Below are 15,281 nucleotides of genomic sequence, written 5' to 3'. Positions count from 1 at the left end.
GGATTGGTCACCGCGGTCGCGGGAAGCCCGCGCGCCCCGGCCGACGGGGTGGCCGGTCAGCGGGCGGCCGGTCAGCGGGGCGGCGGTCAGCGAGCCGGGCGGGTCAGCCGGCTTCCTGCTCGCGCTCGACCTGCTCGTTCCACTCGCGCTTGACGGCGCGCCACGACTCGTCGTCCTGGCCGAGCCGCCAGTAGCCCGAGATCGACAGCCGCTCGCGCGGCACCTCGCGCTCCAGGCGCAGATGGCGGCGCAGCTCCTTCACGAAACCGGCCTCGCCGTGCACGAACGCCTGGACCTCCCCGGCGGGGAAGTCCAGCGCGCGGACGGCCGCCACCAGCGCCTCGCCCACCGGACGGTCCCCGCGGTGCAGCCAGGTGACGTCCGTGCCGTCCGGCGCGGCGATCTTCTGCTCCTCGTCGGGGCCCGGGATCTCCACGAAGGCGTGTACGACGGCGCCGGCCGGCATCCGCTCCAGCGAGGCGGCGATGGCCGGCAGCGCGCTCTCGTCACCGACCAGCAGATGCCAGCCCGCCGCCGGGTCCGGTACGTAGCCCCCGCCGGGCCCCAGGAGCCGTACGGTCTCGCCCGCCCGGGCCCGCGCCGCCCACGGGCCCGCCAGCCCCTGGTCGCCGTGCACCACGAAGTCGATGGCCAGCTCCAGCGCGGCCGGGTCCCAGCTGCGCACCGTGTACGTACGGTTCGCGGGCCACTGCTCGCGCGGGAACTCGGCGCGGATCCGGTCGATGTCGAACGGCTCCGGATACGTCACGCCCTCGGGGGTGAACAGCACCTTCACGTACTGGTCGCTGAACTCACCGGCCCGGACCTCGGCCAGCCCGGCGCCGCCCAGGACGACACGCACCATGTGCGGGGTGATCCACTCCGTGCGCAGGACCTGGCCCTCGTGGACGGTCGGTGAGGTGCGGGCCGGCTTTTCCGCCATGGCGGTCTCCCTTGACTGACGTACGGCACTGACGTACGACTGAGGCGTGAGCGTGAGCTTAGGTATGCCTAAGTTAACACTCAGTGCTGAAGAGTGGCGAGCAAGCGCCGGACGGCGCCCCCCAGCCCCCAGCGCGCGGCGAGCGCGTCGACCATGGCCGGATCGCGCGGCCCGGCGGGCAGGGCAGGATCGAACTCCGGCAGTGGGACATCGGCGGCGACCCGGACCACCGTGGGGGCGACCGCCAGATACTCCCGGGCGCCGTCGAGCCGCGCCCGCAGCGCCGGGGTGAGCTTCGAGCGCGGATCGTCCACCGCCGCCATGATCCCGGCCAGATCACCATGGGCGGCGAGCAGCTTGGCCGCCGTCTTCTCGCCGACGCCCGGCACGCCCGGCAGTCCGTCGCTCGGGTCGCCCCGGAGCAGCGCCAGATCGACATAACCGGGGCCGTCGACCGCGTACTTCTCGCGGAGCACCGCCTCGTCCGTGATCTGGAGGGTGCCGACCCCCTTGAGCGGATAGAGCACCCGCACGCCCCGGGCGTCGTCGACCAGCTGGTACAGGTCGCGGTCGCCGGTGACGATGTCGACCGGGCCCTTCGCGCGCCCGGCGAGGGTGCCGATCACATCGTCCGCCTCGTATCCCGCGACACCGACCCGGGCGATGCCCAGCGCGTCGAGCACCGCCTCGATGACCGGCACCTGCGGCGCCAGGGTGTCCGGGGTCTCCTCCTCGTCCGGCCCCTCCGCGTGCTCCAGCGCCACGCGATGGGCCTTGTACGAGGGGATCAGCTCCACCCGCCAGGCCGGCCGCCAGTCGGCGTCCATGCAGGCGACCAGCTCGTCCGGGCGGTGGTCCTGGACCAGCCGGGCGATGAAGTCGAGCAGACCGCGCACCGCGTTGACCGGGGTGCCGTCCGGGGCTCTGACGGAGTCGGGGACCCCGAAGTAGGCCCGGTAGTAGAGGGAAGCGCTGTCGAGAAGCATCAGGCGTGGCGTCACACCCCCGATGATGCCCCGTGCCACTGACAGCCGCCGACCCCGCCCGGCATCACGCACGGTCACCACGCTGTGGCGGAAAGAGACTTCCTGGCCATTCGGCCGCACGAGCCTGTGATCCGGATCACTCAATTGTTTGGTCCGCGTAAGCGGGGGCAGGCGCGGCCTCGGGGCGAACCCGGTTGCGTTTTCGAGCATGCCGCCGGTCAGCGGGCCGAACCCGCTCGCTCCACGGCCCGCCCGCGGGGGTTGCGGGCCGTATCCGTTCAACGCGTGAGGTGTATGTGTCCAGGCTGCAAGCCGAACACCTGTACAAGGTTTTCGGCAGACGACCCGACGAAGCAGTGACGAAGCTCAAGAACGGCACCAACCGTGACGAGCTGCGCACCGACGGTACGACCGCCGCGGTGATCGACGCCTCGTTCACGGTCGAGCCCGGTCAGATCTTCGTGGTGATGGGCCTCTCCGGGTCCGGCAAGTCCACGTTGCTGCGCATGCTCAACGGACTGCTGGAGCCGACCGCCGGCCAGGTCCTCTTCGACGGCCAGGACCTCACGGCCCTGAGCCCGCAGGATCTGCGCCATGTCCGCTCCACCAAGATCAGCATGGTCTTCCAGCACTTCGCGCTCTTCCCGCACCGCAGCGTGCTGGAGAACGCCGGATACGGCCTCGAAGTGCAGGGAGTGACCCGCGAGGAGCGCGACCGCCGCGCCGCCGAGGCCCTGGAGCTGACCGGCCTGGGCGGCTGGGAGTCGTCCTGGCCGGACGAGCTGTCCGGCGGTATGCAGCAGCGCGTCGGGCTCGCCCGCGCGCTCGCCACCGACGCCGACCTGCTCCTCATGGACGAGTCCTTCAGCGCGCTCGACCCGCTGATCCGCCGCGACATGCAGGATCAGCTGCTCCAGCTCCAGAAACGGCTCAAGAAGACCATCGTGTTCATCACCCACGACCTCAACGAGGCCATGCGCCTCGGCGACCGGATCGCGGTCATGCGCGACGGCGAGATCGTCCAGCTGGGTACCGCCGAGGACATCCTCGTCACCCCGGCCAACGACTACGTCGCCTCCTTCACCCAGGACGTCGACCGCTCCCGGGTGCTCACCGCCGGCGCGATCATGGCCGACCCCGACACCGTCATCGGCACCCGTACCGAGGGCGGCGAGGAACTCCGTACCGCCCAGGACGTCATCGACGCCGCGCCCGCCGTCGTACCGGAGTCCACGCCGATCATCGACCTGTTCACGCCCTGCTCCACCAGCGGGGTCGCCGTCGCCGTCGTCGACGACGAGGGCGCGCTCCTCGGCGTTGTCCCGCGCGCCCGGCTCCTCGCCGTCCTCGGCGAGCCGATGAAACCCGCCGACGCCGGCGCCCCGGCCGGTACGCCGGCCGCGCAGGGCAAGCAGGACAAGGCGGTCGCCCGTGCCTAGGCTCCCTCTCGGCGACTGGGTCAACAGCGCCGTCGACTTCCTCCAGGACCATCTCGCCTGGCTGTTCGACGCCGCCGGATCCGTCGTCTCCGGTATGTACGACGGCATCAACGCCGTGCTCTCCGCCCCGCAGCCGCTGCTCCTCGCGGGCATCCTCGCCGTACTCGCCTGGTGGCTGCGGAGTCTGTCCGCCGGTGTGCTCGCCTTCGTCGGCTTCGCCCTCATCGACTCGATCGAGTTGTGGGGCGAGGCGATGGAGACGCTCTCCCTGGTGCTCGTCGCGACCATCATCGTGCTGGCCGTCGCCCTGCCACTGGGTATCTGGGCGGCGCGCTCCAAGACCGTCAGCTCCGTGATCAGGCCGGTCCTCGACCTGATGCAGACCATGCCCGCCATGGTCTATCTGATCCCGGGCGTCGTCTTCTTCGGCGTCGGTGTGGTGCCCGGCATCATCGCCACGATCATCTTCGCCCTGCCGCCCGGTGTCCGGATGACCGAGCTGGGCATCCGGCAGGTCGACGGCGAACTGGTCGAGGCGGCCGAGGCGTTCGGCACCACGCCCCGCAACACCCTGCTCCGCGTCCAGCTGCCACTGGCCCTCCAGACGATCATGGCCGGGATCAACCAGGTCATCATGCTGGGCCTGTCCATGGTGGTCATCGCCGGCATGGTCGGCGGCGGCGGTCTCGGCGGCGCCGTCTACCGCGCGCTGGGCAACATCGACATCGGCCTCGGCTTCGAGGCGGGTCTCTCCGTCGTCATCCTGGCCGTGTACCTGGACCGCGTCACCGGCGCGCTCAGCCTCCAGGTCTCCCCGGTCGGCCGCCGCGCCCTGGCCAAGGCCCGGGAACTGGCGGGCGGCGCGAAGATCTGGAACCACCGCCCCCAGCCCGTCGTCGCGCTCGCCGGGGTGCTCGTCCTCGCGCTCGCCGCGGGCGGCATCGGCCTCTTCGGCGGCTCCTCGTCCTCGGACACCACCGACGACGCGGGCAACGTCGGCAAGGGCCAGAAGATCAGCATGGGGTACATCCCCTGGGACGAGGGCATCGCCTCCACCTTCCTCTGGAAGGAAATGCTGGAGCGGCGCGGGTACGAGGTCGACGCCAAGCAGTACGAGGCCGGCGCCCTCTACACCGGCCAGGCCGGCGGGCAGATCGACATCCAGACCGACTCCTGGCTGCCGGTCACCCACGCCTCCTACTGGGCCAAGTACAAGGACAGCCTGGAGGACATGGGGTCCTGGTACGACGAGACCTCCCTGGAGATCGCCGTCCCGTCGTACGTGAAGGGCATCGACTCCCTCGCGGACCTCAAGGGCAAGAGTTCCACCTTCAAGGGCCGCATCATCGGCATCGAGCCCAGCGCCGGTGTGATGGGCCTCCTCAAGGACAAGGTCCTCAAGGCGTACGGCCTCGACAGCGAGTACAAGATCGTCGACGGCTCCACCACCGGCATGCTCGCCGAGCTGAAGCGCGCGTACGCCAAGAAGGAGCCCGTCGCGGTCGTGCTCTGGTCGCCGCACTGGGCGTACGACACGTACGACCTGACCAAGCTCGCCGACCCGAAGAAGGCGTTCGGCGCGGAGAACGACGGCGTCCACAACCTGGCGCGCAAGGGCTTCTCCGAGGACAACCCCCGGGTCGCCGACTGGCTCAAGAACTTCAAGATGACCGAGAAGCAGCTCACCAGCCTCGAAGCCGGCATCCAGGAGGCCGGGAAGGGCGAGGAGCAGAGCGCCGTGCGCGCCTGGCTCAAGGAGAACCCCGGGGCCGTCGACGAGTGGACCCCGCTGGGTGACGGCGGGGCCACCGCCAAGACGGCCGCGGCCGGCGCCAAGGACACCGGCGCCAATGACGAGCGGCAGCGCGCGGTCGAGATCGGCTGGTTCCCCTGGGAGGAGGACATCGCCGCCACCTATCTGTGGAAGGCGGTCCTGGAGGAGCGCGGCTACAAGATCAACCTCAAGCAGTTCGAACTCGGCCCGATGTACACCGCCATGGCGCGCGGCCAGGTCGACGTCCAGTTCGACGGCTGGCTGCCCAACGCCCAGAAGAGCTACTGGGACAAGTACAAGAACGACCTCACCCAGCTCGGCTCCTGGTACGGCCCGACCACCCGTGAGGTGGCCGTCCCCTCGTACGTCAAAGGAGTGAAGTCGCTCGACGACCTCAAGGGCCGCGGCGACGAGTTCAAGGGCCGGATCGTCGGGATCGAGCCCGGCGCCGCGATGATGGACGTCCTCAAGAAGGACATCCTGCCCGGCTACGGACTCGGCGACGAGTTCAAGATCGTGGACGCCTCCACCCCGGCCATGCTCGCCGAGCTGAAGCGCGCGTACGCCAAGAAGGAGCCGATCGCGGTCGCGCTCTGGACCCCGCACTGGGCCTACAGCGAGTACGGGCTGACCAAGCTGGAAGACCCGCAGAAGGCGTTCGGGGACGGCGACCGGCTCACCACCGTCGCGCACAAGGACTTCCCGGCGAACTACCCGCGCCTGACCGAGTGGTTCAAGGACTTCAAGCTCAGCGAGGAGCAGCTCGGCAGCCTGGAGAACGAGATCCAGAAGGCCGGCGCCGGGCACGAGGAAGCCGCCGTCGCGACCTGGATGGGGAAGAACCCCGGCATGGTGGACACGATGGCCCCGCTGTAAAGAAAGCTTCCGCTCCGCCGAAGGGGCGGGCCTCGCCCGAGCTGGCGAAGCCCGCCCCTTCGGCGTGTTTCCGTTCCGCCCCGGCCGCGCGCATCATGGAGGACAGCTCTTGTACGGGCGTCAACTCTGAGAGGATGACGATCCGGTCGGGAGGGAGCCAGTCATGGACGACAAGGAAGCGCTCAGGGTGGGCGCGGCCGTCCGCAGGCGGCGCAGGTCCCTGGGGATGACGCTGGCGGCGGTCGCCGCCCGCAGCGGGCTGTCCGTGCCCTTCCTCAGCCAGATCGAGAACGAGCGCGCCCGGCCGAGCACCCGCTCCCTGGAACGGGTCGCGGACGCCCTGGAGACCACCCCCGCCCAGCTGCACGCCGCCGCCGACTCGGCCCGTACGGTCGATGTCGTACGGGCCCCGGACGCCGCCGGACCCGGGGTGCGCCGGGTGGTCCGCGGCGGGCACCAGCTCAACGCCAAGGAGTTCACCGGCGAGCAGGACACCGGCCGGGAGTACCAGCACCGCAACGACGAGATCATGTACATCGCCGACGGCGCCGCCGAGGTCGAGGCCGAGGGCCGCGCCTACCGGCTGGAGCGCGGCGACACGCTCTACCTCTCCGGCGGGGTACGCCACCGCTGGCGCGCCACCGAGCCCGGCACCCGCATCCTGGTCGTCGCCGTCGCCGAACACATCGACGCGACGGTCGACCCCCGGCGCCCGTAAGCCGCGTCAGGCGGTACGGGGACTTTCAGGCAGTACGGGCGCGGGCCGGCACCCCGGCACCCACCCCGGTCGCCGCGCCGGCCGCCGCCGGGAGCGCGCCGCGGAGCAGCCCGCGCAGGGTGCACCACGCCGCCACCGCCCAGGCCGCCACCAGCAGCGCGAAGAGCGCCACCGCCAGCCACTCCAGCGCCACCAGCCCCGTGCGCCGCCCCAGCCCCGCCGCGCCCGTCACACACGTACCCACCGGGAACGTGAACGCCCACCACGTCATCGAGAACCGCATCCCGCGCCGTACGGCCCGGACCACCAGCGCCGCCGCCAGCGCCAGCCAGAACAGCGCGAACCCCAGCACCGGCACCCCGTACCCCACGGCGAGCGCCGCGAGCACCCCCGCGTACGGCGTGCCCACGGCGGCGCCCGCCAGCTGATGGACCGCGGTCACCGACTGCCCCAGCGGGCCCAGCACCAGGAAGAGCGCCGGGGTCAGCGCGAGCGGCGGCGGCCCGCCCAGCAGCAGCCGGGCCAGGATCAGCGGCAGCAGCGCCAGCGTGGCGAGCAGACTCACCCCGAACAGCCCGTACCCGCCGAACAGCAGCGCCGCGCGCCACTGGCCGGCCGGCAGATACGGCACCAGAAGCGGCGCGGACGCCGCCGAGACCATCGGCGCCACCACCGGCAGCAGCCAGACCGGCGACACGTCCGCCACCGCCGGCCGGTGGCGCACGGCGATCAGATACGGAACCGTCACCGCCACCACGAGCCCCAGCAGCGTCCCCGCGCCGAACAGCACCGCGGCCACGGCCAGCGCCGCCCGCCCGCCCAGCACATCCCGGCCCACGGTGAGCGTGGCCGTGCCGACGGCCAGCGGCGCCATCGCGAGACACCCGTAGAACGGCGCCACCGCCGGATCGAGGAGATGCGCGCGGGCCTGGCCGGGATGGTGGCGCCAGTGCCCGGCGCGGGCGGCCGGCACGAGCACGAGAAGCACCGCCGACAGCGCCCACACCGCCCCGTACACCGCCCGCGGACCGGACCCCAGCGCGGCGCCCGCGGTCGCGACGACGGCCGTGCCCATCACCGGCGCGTACCAGTGGGGCCCGAAATGCCGCAGCGCGTCCGTGGTGACCATGCCCCCACCCTGCGGGCGCCGCGGGGCGGGTACCAGGCCCTTTCCGTCGATGGGGTCATAAGCTGGGGTTATGACAGATCCCGTGCCCGCCGTTCCGCTCTCCCACCGGGTGCCCGACCTCGGCGCGCTGGAGCTGCTCCTCGCCGTCGCCCGCCTCGGCAGCCTCGGCCGGGCCGCCCGCGAGACGGGCATCAGCCAGCCCGCCGCCAGCAGCCGGATCCGGTCGATGGAGCGACAGCTCGGGGTGGCCCTGGTCGACCGCTCCCCGCGCGGCTCCCGGCTCACCGACGCCGGGACGCTGGTCACCGACTGGGCCCGCCGGGTCGTGGAGGCCGCCGAGGCGTTCGACGCGGGAGCGCAGGCACTGCGGGGCCGCCGGGACTCCCGGCTGCGGGTCGCCGCCAGCATGACGATCGCCGAGTACCTGCTGCCCCGCTGGCTGATCGCGCTCCGCCGGGAACGGCCCGACACCGCGGTCTCGCTCCACGCGGGCAACTCCCTCGCCGTCGCCGAGCGCCTCCTCGCCCACGAGGCCGACCTCGGCTTCGTCGAGGGCCTCGCCACGCCGGACGGGCTCGACTCCGCCGTCATCGGCCACGACCGGCTCCTCGTCGTCACCGCGCCCGGCCATCCATGGGCCCACCGCCGTACCCCGCTCGACCCGGCGGAGCTGGCCCGTACACCGCTCATCCTCCGCGAGACCGGCTCCGGCACCCGGCAGGTCCTCGACGCCGGGCTCACCCCGTACGGCGGCCTCGCCGACCCCCTCCTCGAACTGGCCTCCACCACGGCGCTGAAGGCCGCGGCGGTGAGCGGGGCGGGTCCGTGCGTGCTCAGCGAACTGGCGGTGGTCGACGAACTGGCCGCGCACCGCTTGGTCAGCGTGCCGGTGGCGGGCATCCGCCTCCGCCGCGACTTGCGCGCGGTCTGGCCTACGGGGAGCCGCCCGGCGGGGCCGGCACGCGACTTGCTGTCGCTGACCCGGGGCACCTCCCGGTGAGGGGTCGTTTCGCCTCCCGGCTGGGGGGTCGTGGTGCGGGCCGGTTCGGGGTGCGGCCGGTTGGTTTCGTGCCGGGGGCCGGGGCACTCCGGAGGCGCATCCCCGGATGCATGATTTACGCCGCGTGCGGCATATCGGCCGACTGCACGCGCGTACAGCGGCACAAATCACGCTCTACATCCGGGGACGTCACCTCCTGCGACCCCGGCCCCCTCCGCCCGGTGGACGGCCCGCGCCCAAGCGTCCCGGGCTGGGCCCGGTGGGTCTGTGCGGGTCGTGAAGGGGGCACCGCAGGGGGTGCGTGTCCGGACGTAAAGCGCGATTTGTGCCGCTGAGCGAAACCCGCGGGTGGCCACCGGCCCGCACGCGGCGTAAATCGTGCAGTCCGGGCGCGTGCCACCGGAGGGGACCCCGGCGACAACCCGCACGTGTGCACCGGGCTTAGCCCAAGACGGACCACGGCCCCTAGCCGGGAGGCGCAGACGCTTGGACCAGGGCTGTCATTACCCGCACGTCCTCGCCCATCTCCGGGTGCCACTGCACGCCGAGCGTAAAGCCCGGTCCCGCCAGTTCCACCGCCTCGACCGTCCCGTCCGTCGCGTACGCCGACGCCGTCAGGCCCTTGCCCAGGCGGTCGACGTGTTGGTGGTGGTGGGTCGGGACGGTGAGTTCCGTGGGGATGAGGTCGTTGTAGAGCGTGCCGGGGACCGGCTTTACGGGGTGTTCGCCGAAGCGGCCGGGGGTGCCGGAGGTGTGGCCGTCGAGGTGCTGGACCAGCGTTCCGCCGAGGGCCACGTTGAGGAGCTGCATGCCGCGGCAGATGCCCAGCAGGGGAGTGCCGGCGGCGAGGGCCGCGTCGATCAGGGCGAGTTCCCAGGCGTCCCGCTCGCAGGCCGGGGGGCCGGTGCGGGGGTCGCGGTCGGCTCCGTACCGTACGGGCTCGACGTCGGGGCCGCCCGCGATGACCAGGCCGTCGAGCCGCGCGACGACCGCCGCGGCGGCTTCGGGGTCGCCGTCCGGCGGGAGCAGCGCGGCCAGGCCGCCGGAGCGCTGGACGAGCCGGTGGTAGCCGGTGGGCAGCAGCGCCGCGGGCAGCTCCCAGGTGCCCCAGGCGGCGGACGCCTCCAGATACGTGCTGACGCCGATGAGCGGCTTCATGGTTCTCGTACTCCTTCGTGCTGGTGGAACCCGGACCGCGCTCAGCGGTCCCGTTCGAGTTCGGCCTCCGCCGCGGCCAGGGCCGCGAACTCCTCCTCCGGAGCGGCGGCCACCAGCCGGTGCCGACTGTAGAAGGTGAAGTAGGCGAGGGCGACGGCATAGACGCCCAGGGCGATGAACGCGGCTTCCTTGTCGACGAGGAACGTCGCGACCAGCGCGGACAGCGCCAGGACGAGCGCCACGCCGGAGGTGAGCTGGCCGCCGGGGGTGCGGTAGGGGCGGGGGAGGTCCGGCTCGCGGCGGCGCAGGACGAGGTGGGAGAGGGCCATCAGGGAGTACGAGATGGTCGCGCCGAACACCGCGACGTTCAGCATCCGGCCGCCGTCCCCGGTGGCCGCGGCCAGTGCGAAACCGATCGCGCCCGGGATGAGAAGACCCAGATAGGGGGCTTTGCGGGAGCTGGTCAGGGAGAGGAACCGGGGGAGATAGCCCGCGCGGGAGAGCGCGAACAGCTGCCGGGAGCCGGCGTAGATGAGGGAGAAGAAGGATGCGACGAGACCGGCCAGTCCGGCGTAGTTCACGAAGCGGCTCAGCGGGGTCGGGCCACCGTCCCCCTGGAGCGCGACCACCAGCGGGTTTCCCGCTTCCTGGACGGCGGCCGAGCCGCGCGCCCCCGTCGCCGCGAAGAAGGTGATCAGCGCGAGCAGGACGAGCACGGCCATGGAGATCGACAGCGCCTTGGGCATGGAGCGCACCGGGTCCTTGGCCTCCTCGGCCGCCAGCGGTACGCCCTCCACACCGAGGAAGAACCACATCCCGAAGGGGAAGGCCGCCCAGATGCCCAGCAGCCCGAACGGCAGCCAGGAGTTCGAGCCGAACGCGTTCGGGTCGGCCGGGATGTCGTTGAGGCCGCTCGCGTCGAACTCGGTGAACGCGCCGACCGCGAAGATCAGCAGCGCCGCCACCGCGACGGCCGTCACCACCAGGCTGAAGCGCAGCGCCTCGCCGACACCCCAGAGATGGATGCCTATGAAGATCACGAAGCAGGCGAGATAGACCGGCCAGCCGGCGGTCAGCCCGAAGAGATGAAGCGACTCGACATACTCGCCGATGAAGATGGAGATCGCGGCCGGCGCCAGGATGTACTCGATGAGGATCGCCGTGCCGGTGAGGAAGCCGCCCCAGGTGCCGAGCGCGCGCCGGGCGAAGCCGTAGCCGCCGCCGGCCGTGGGCAGGATGGCGGAGAGTTCGGCGAGCGAGAAGACCAGACAGGCGTACATCACCCCCATCAGCACCATGGCGATCGCGAGACCGCCGAAGCCGCCTTCGGAGAGGCCGATGTTCCAGCCCGAGAAGTCTCCGGAGACGACGTAGGCGACACCGAGGCCGGTGAGCAGCAGCCAGCCCGCGCTGCCGCGCCGCAGCGCCCGGCGTTTCAGATAGTCGGTGTCCCGCTGCTCGGCGCCGTCGGCCGCGGGGGCCGGTGGGGTGAGCGCTTCGGTGCCGTCGGACATGAGCAGCTCCTGCCTCGGGTTACTCGGGAGACCCGCGGTGCTCGCGGTACTCGGAGTAAAGGTGTGAGGCCATACCTTTACTCCCGGAAAGGCCGCGCGCAAGGCCCGCGCGTTAAACGGTTGTTACGGATCGGAAAAGGCCGCCCCGCCCGGCCGTGCCGCTCAGGTCAGGAACCCGCGCAGCAGCGCCGCCGTACCGCCGCAGTGCTCGCGGGCGATCTCGCGCGCGCCGTCCGCGTCCCCGTCGAGCACCGCCTCGACGAGCGCCGCGTGCTGCCGCTGCGAGTGCTCCAGGTTCCGCACGAGCAGCGGGATGCAGTCCAGCAGGTCGTTGACCGATGCCCGGACGGCCGCGTACTGCTCGGTCAGGGTCGCCGAGCCGGCCAGCTCGGCGAGGGTCAGGTGGAGCAGCGTGTCCAGCCGCCGGTACTCCGCCAGCGGAGCGTCGCGGGTTGCGGCCAGCGCGGAGCGCAGCCGGTCCGCCCGCTCGCCGGTCAGCCCCTCCGCCGCGCACAGCCCCGCGGCGCCGACCTCCAGCACCTCGCGGAAGCGCAGCACGTCCTCGATGTCCACGCTCGCCCCCCGGCGCCGCAGCTCCTCCTCGGCGCCGGGCGCCGCCGCGTCCGGCCGCGGCCGGACGAAGGTGCCGCCGTATCTGCCGCGCCGGCTCTCCAGCAGCCCCTGGTCCTGGAGGACCTTGAGCACTTCGCGCAGGGTCACCCGGCTGATCCGCAGCCGGTCCGCCAACTCCCTTTCGGCGGGCAGACGTTCGCCGCTGGCGACCAGTCCGAGCCGGACGACCCGGAGGATCTGCTCCAGCGCCTCCTCGAAACCGTTCCCCGCCCGGACGGGCCGCAGAACCGGAGCCAGACGGTCCGCTTCCGTCGGGTCCATCGGCTCGCTCTTCTTCGCCACGTGGCCGTCCCCCCTTCCCAATCAATGGTCTACAGGCATACCTTATGGCTTCCGGCTGACCGAAGGAGGAGCACCCCGTGGCAGACCGCACACCCCCGCTCAGCGTCGAGGAACTGCGTGTCCTCGTCGAGAGCGGCGAGATCGACACCGTCGTCCTTGCCTTCCCCGACATGCAGGGCCGCCTCCAGGGCAAGCGGTTCGCCGCACCGTTCTTCCTCGACGACGTTCTGGAGAACGGCACCGAGGGCTGCAACTACCTGCTCGCCGTCGACACCGACATGAACACCGTCGACGGCTACGAGATGTCCTCCTGGGACCGCGGCTACGGCGACTTCGCGATGCGCCCCGACCTCTCCACCCTGCGCCGCGTCCCCTGGAACGAGGGCACGGCGATGCTCGTCGCCGACCTCGCCTGGCACGACGGCTCGCCCGTGGTCGCCGCCCCCCGGCAGATCCTCCGCCGCCAGCTGGAGCGCCTCGCCGAACACGGCTTCACCGCCCACGTCGGCACGGAGCTGGAGTTCATCGTCTTCAAGGACACCTACGAACAGGCATGGGACAGCCACTACCGCGGCCTGACCCCCGCCAACCAGTACAACGTCGACTACTCCGTCCTCGGCACCGGACGCGTTGAACCCCTGCTGCGCCGGATCCGCAACGAGATGGCCACCGCCGGACTGACCGTCGAGTCCGCCAAGGGCGAGTGCAACCCCGGCCAGCACGAGATCGCCTTCAAGTACGACGAGGCCCTCGTCACCTGCGACCAGCACGCCATCTACAAGACCGGCGCCAAGGAGATCGCCTCGCAGGAGGGCGTCTCGCTCACCTTCATGGCCAAGTTCAACGAGCGCGAGGGCAACTCCTGTCATATCCACCTCTCGCTCCAGGACGCGGCCGGCACCAACGTCATGGCCGGTGACGGACCCGGCGGCATGTCGCCCGTGATGCGCCACTTCCTCGCCGGCCAGCTCGCCGCGCTCCGCGACTTCTCGCTGCTCTACGCGCCCACCATCAACTCGTACAAACGCTTCCAGCCCGGCTCCTTCGCGCCCACCGCCGTCGCCTGGGGCTACGACAACCGCACCTGCTCGCTGCGCGTCGTCGGCCACGGCCGCTCCCTGCGCTTCGAGAACCGGCTGCCCGGCGGGGACGTCAACCCGCACCTCGCCGTCGCCGGCCTGATCGCCGCCGGACTGTACGGCATCGAGCACCAGCTCGAACTCCCCGAGGAGTGCGCCGGAAACGCCTACAGCGCCGGCTACGAGCAGGTCCCCACCACCCTCCACGAGGCCGCCGCCCTCTGGGAGAACAGCCCCATCGCCCGCGCCGCCTTCGGCGACGAAGTGGTCGCGCACTACCGCAACATGGCGCGCGTCGAAGTGGAGGCATTCGACGCCGCGGTGACCGACTGGGAGCTTCGCCGCTCCTTCGAACGTCTGTGAGGAACGACGTGCAGGAACAACACCCCGCCGCACACCTGGTGCTCAACCCGGCCACCGGGGAGACGGTCGCCACCGTCCCGGCGACCACCCGCGCCCAGGTCGACGCCGCGGTCCGGCGGGCCGCCGCGGCCCAGCTCCGGTGGGCCGCGCTCGCCCCCGCCGACCGGGCCAGGGCCCTGCGCCGGTTCGCCGTCGTCGTCGACGAGCACATCGAGGAACTCGCCCGGCTGGAGGTCACCGAGGCCGGCCACACCATCGGCAACGCCCGCTGGGAGGCGGGCAACGTCCGCGATCTGCTCGACTACTCCGCCGGCGGAGTGGAACGGCTCACCGGCCGTCAGATCCCGGTCGCCGGCGGACTCGACATCACCCTCCTCGAACCGCTCGGCGTCATCGGGGTGATCGCCCCCTGGAACTTCCCGATGCCCATCGCCGCCTGGGCCACCGCGCCCGCGCTCGCGGCCGGCAACGCCGTCCTGCTCAAGCCCGCCGAGACCACCCCGCTCACCGCGCTCCGGCTCGCCGCACTCGCCCTCGACGCCGGACTCCCCGAGGACCTCTTCCAGGTCCTGCCCGGCGCCGGCGCCGTCGCGGGCGACGCCCTCGTCGAGCACCCCGGCGTCGCCAAGATCGTCTTCACCGGCTCCACCCGGGTCGGCAAACAGATCATGGCCAAGAGCAGCGCCCTCCTCAAGCGCGTGACCCTCGAACTCGGCGGCAAGAGCCCCAACATCGTCTTCGCCGACTCCGACCTCGAACAGGCCGCCGCCGGCGCCCCGATGGCCTTCCTCGACAACGCCGGCCAGGACTGCTGCGCCCGTACCCGCATCCTCGTCCAGCGCGAGGTCCACGACCGCTTCCTGGAACTGCTCACCACCGCCGTCGCGAACGTCGTCGTCGGCGACCCCGCCGACGAGAAGACCCAGATGGGCCCGCTCATCTCGGCGCTCCAGCTCGACCGCGTACGGTCCTACGTCCCCGACGGCACCCCCGCCATCCGTGGCACCGCGCCCGACGGACCCGGCTTCTGGTTCCCCCCGACCGTCCTCACCGACGCGGCGGCCGACTCCCCGGTCGCCACCGAGGAGGTCTTCGGCCCCGTCGCCGTCGTCCTGCCCTTCGACGACGAGGAGGACGCCGTCCGGCTGGCCAACGCCACCGCGTACGGCCTCGCCGGCTCCCTTTGGACCCGGGACGTGGGCCGCGCCCTGCGCGTCTCGCGCGCCGTCGCCGCCGGGAACCTCTCCGTCAACTCGCACAGCGCCGTCCGCTACGGAACCCCGTTCGGCGGCTACAAACAGTCCGGACTCGGCCGAGAACTCGGCCCGGACGCCCTCACCGCCTTCACCGAAACCAAAAACGTCTTCCTCAGCACGGAGGTCTGACC

12 protein-coding genes are annotated in these 15,281 nt (G+C 71.9%); 6 read left to right on the top strand and 6 right to left on the bottom strand.

Annotation, left to right across the window (positions count from 1 at the left end; genetic code table 11):
- Positions 1-103 precede the first annotated feature (103 nt).
- Both DVK44_RS04005 and DVK44_RS04000 read right to left on the bottom strand, forming a co-directional pair.
- Positions 104-943, bottom strand: a complete 840-nt coding sequence (locus DVK44_RS04005; RefSeq protein ID WP_114658352.1) for a siderophore-interacting protein — start codon at positions 941-943, stop codon at positions 104-106.
- 80 nt (positions 944-1,023) lie between these two features.
- Positions 1,024-1,929: a 5'-3' exonuclease gene (locus DVK44_RS04000; protein ID WP_114658351.1), complete on the bottom strand. Its 906-nt coding sequence runs from the start codon at positions 1,927-1,929 to the stop codon at positions 1,024-1,026.
- 296 nt (positions 1,930-2,225) lie between these two features.
- On the opposite strand from DVK44_RS04000, the gene DVK44_RS03995 reads away from it, so the two are divergent.
- The 3 genes from DVK44_RS03995 to DVK44_RS03985 all read left to right on the top strand — a co-directional run bounded on the left by DVK44_RS03995 (position 2,226) and on the right by DVK44_RS03985 (position 6,736).
- Complete coding sequence (locus DVK44_RS03995) at positions 2,226-3,368, top strand: quaternary amine ABC transporter ATP-binding protein (RefSeq protein ID WP_181957397.1); 1,143 nt, start codon at positions 2,226-2,228, stop codon at positions 3,366-3,368.
- Positions 3,361-6,018: an ABC transporter permease/substrate binding protein gene (locus DVK44_RS03990; RefSeq protein ID WP_114658349.1), complete on the top strand. Its 2,658-nt coding sequence runs from the start codon at positions 3,361-3,363 to the stop codon at positions 6,016-6,018. The genes DVK44_RS03995 and DVK44_RS03990 overlap by 8 nt, the downstream gene beginning before the upstream one ends.
- Positions 6,019-6,181: 163 nt before the next feature.
- Positions 6,182-6,736, top strand: a complete 555-nt coding sequence (locus DVK44_RS03985; protein ID WP_114658348.1) for a helix-turn-helix domain-containing protein — start codon at positions 6,182-6,184, stop codon at positions 6,734-6,736.
- A gap of 25 nt (positions 6,737-6,761) precedes the next feature.
- Here DVK44_RS03985 and DVK44_RS03980 read toward each other — a convergent pair whose 3' ends face one another.
- Positions 6,762-7,865: an SLAC1 family transporter gene (locus DVK44_RS03980; protein ID WP_114658347.1), complete on the bottom strand. Its 1,104-nt coding sequence runs from the start codon at positions 7,863-7,865 to the stop codon at positions 6,762-6,764.
- Positions 7,866-7,935: 70 nt separating this feature from the next.
- Here DVK44_RS03980 and DVK44_RS03975 point away from each other — a divergent pair, with 70 nt between their 5' ends.
- Positions 7,936-8,865, top strand: coding sequence for a LysR family transcriptional regulator (locus DVK44_RS03975; protein ID WP_114658346.1), 930 nt, complete (start codon positions 7,936-7,938; stop codon positions 8,863-8,865).
- A 465-nt stretch (positions 8,866-9,330) separates the two neighbouring features.
- Here the strand turns inward: DVK44_RS03975 and DVK44_RS03970 are convergent, their stop codons facing one another.
- From DVK44_RS03970 to DVK44_RS03960, 3 genes are all read right to left on the bottom strand, one after another.
- On the bottom strand, positions 9,331-10,023 hold the full coding sequence (locus tag DVK44_RS03970) for a gamma-glutamyl-gamma-aminobutyrate hydrolase family protein (RefSeq protein ID WP_114658345.1): 693 nt from the start codon (positions 10,021-10,023) through the stop codon (positions 9,331-9,333).
- 41 nt (positions 10,024-10,064) lie between these two features.
- A complete protein-coding gene (eat, locus tag DVK44_RS03965) occupies positions 10,065-11,537 on the bottom strand; it encodes an ethanolamine permease (RefSeq protein WP_181957396.1) in 1,473 nt (490 codons plus the stop codon).
- A gap of 162 nt (positions 11,538-11,699) precedes the next feature.
- Complete coding sequence (locus tag DVK44_RS03960) at positions 11,700-12,431, bottom strand: FadR/GntR family transcriptional regulator (RefSeq protein WP_114664881.1); 732 nt, start codon at positions 12,429-12,431, stop codon at positions 11,700-11,702.
- A 98-nt stretch (positions 12,432-12,529) separates the two neighbouring features.
- On the opposite strand from DVK44_RS03960, the gene DVK44_RS03955 reads away from it, so the two are divergent.
- The gene (locus DVK44_RS03955; RefSeq protein ID WP_114658344.1) at positions 12,530-13,894 is read left to right on the top strand and encodes a glutamine synthetase family protein; all 1,365 of its coding nucleotides are present in this window, start codon (positions 12,530-12,532) and stop codon (positions 13,892-13,894) included.
- 8 nt (positions 13,895-13,902) lie between these two features.
- Positions 13,903-15,279 carry an aldehyde dehydrogenase family protein gene (locus DVK44_RS03950; RefSeq protein ID WP_228446981.1) on the top strand — a complete coding sequence of 459 codons (1,377 nt, stop codon included), beginning with the start codon at positions 13,903-13,905 and terminating at the stop codon, positions 15,277-15,279.
- Positions 15,280-15,281: the final 2 nt, after the last annotated feature.

The sequence above is a fragment of the Streptomyces paludis genome (genome assembly GCF_003344965.1).
GTDB classification, from domain to species: domain Bacteria; phylum Actinomycetota; class Actinomycetes; order Streptomycetales; family Streptomycetaceae; genus Streptomyces; species Streptomyces paludis.
This window is presented reverse-complemented; position numbering and strand designations above follow the sequence as displayed.

Coding starts and splice junctions, on each gene's coding strand:
- DVK44_RS04005 (WP_114658352.1), bottom strand. CDS start 943: ATGGCGGAAAAGCCGGCCCGCACCTCACCGACCGTCCACGAGGGCCAG.
- DVK44_RS04000 (WP_114658351.1), bottom strand. CDS start 1,929: ATGCTTCTCGACAGCGCTTCCCTCTACTACCGGGCCTACTTCGGGGTC.
- DVK44_RS03985 (WP_114658348.1), top strand. CDS start 6,182: ATGGACGACAAGGAAGCGCTCAGGGTGGGCGCGGCCGTCCGCAGGCGG.
- DVK44_RS03980 (WP_114658347.1), bottom strand. CDS start 7,865: ATGGTCACCACGGACGCGCTGCGGCATTTCGGGCCCCACTGGTACGCG.
- DVK44_RS03975 (WP_114658346.1), top strand. CDS start 7,936: ATGACAGATCCCGTGCCCGCCGTTCCGCTCTCCCACCGGGTGCCCGAC.
- DVK44_RS03970 (WP_114658345.1), bottom strand. CDS start 10,023: ATGAAGCCGCTCATCGGCGTCAGCACGTATCTGGAGGCGTCCGCCGCC.
- eat (WP_181957396.1), bottom strand. CDS start 11,537: ATGTCCGACGGCACCGAAGCGCTCACCCCACCGGCCCCCGCGGCCGAC.
- DVK44_RS03960 (WP_114664881.1), bottom strand. CDS start 12,431: ATGGACCCGACGGAAGCGGACCGTCTGGCTCCGGTTCTGCGGCCCGTC.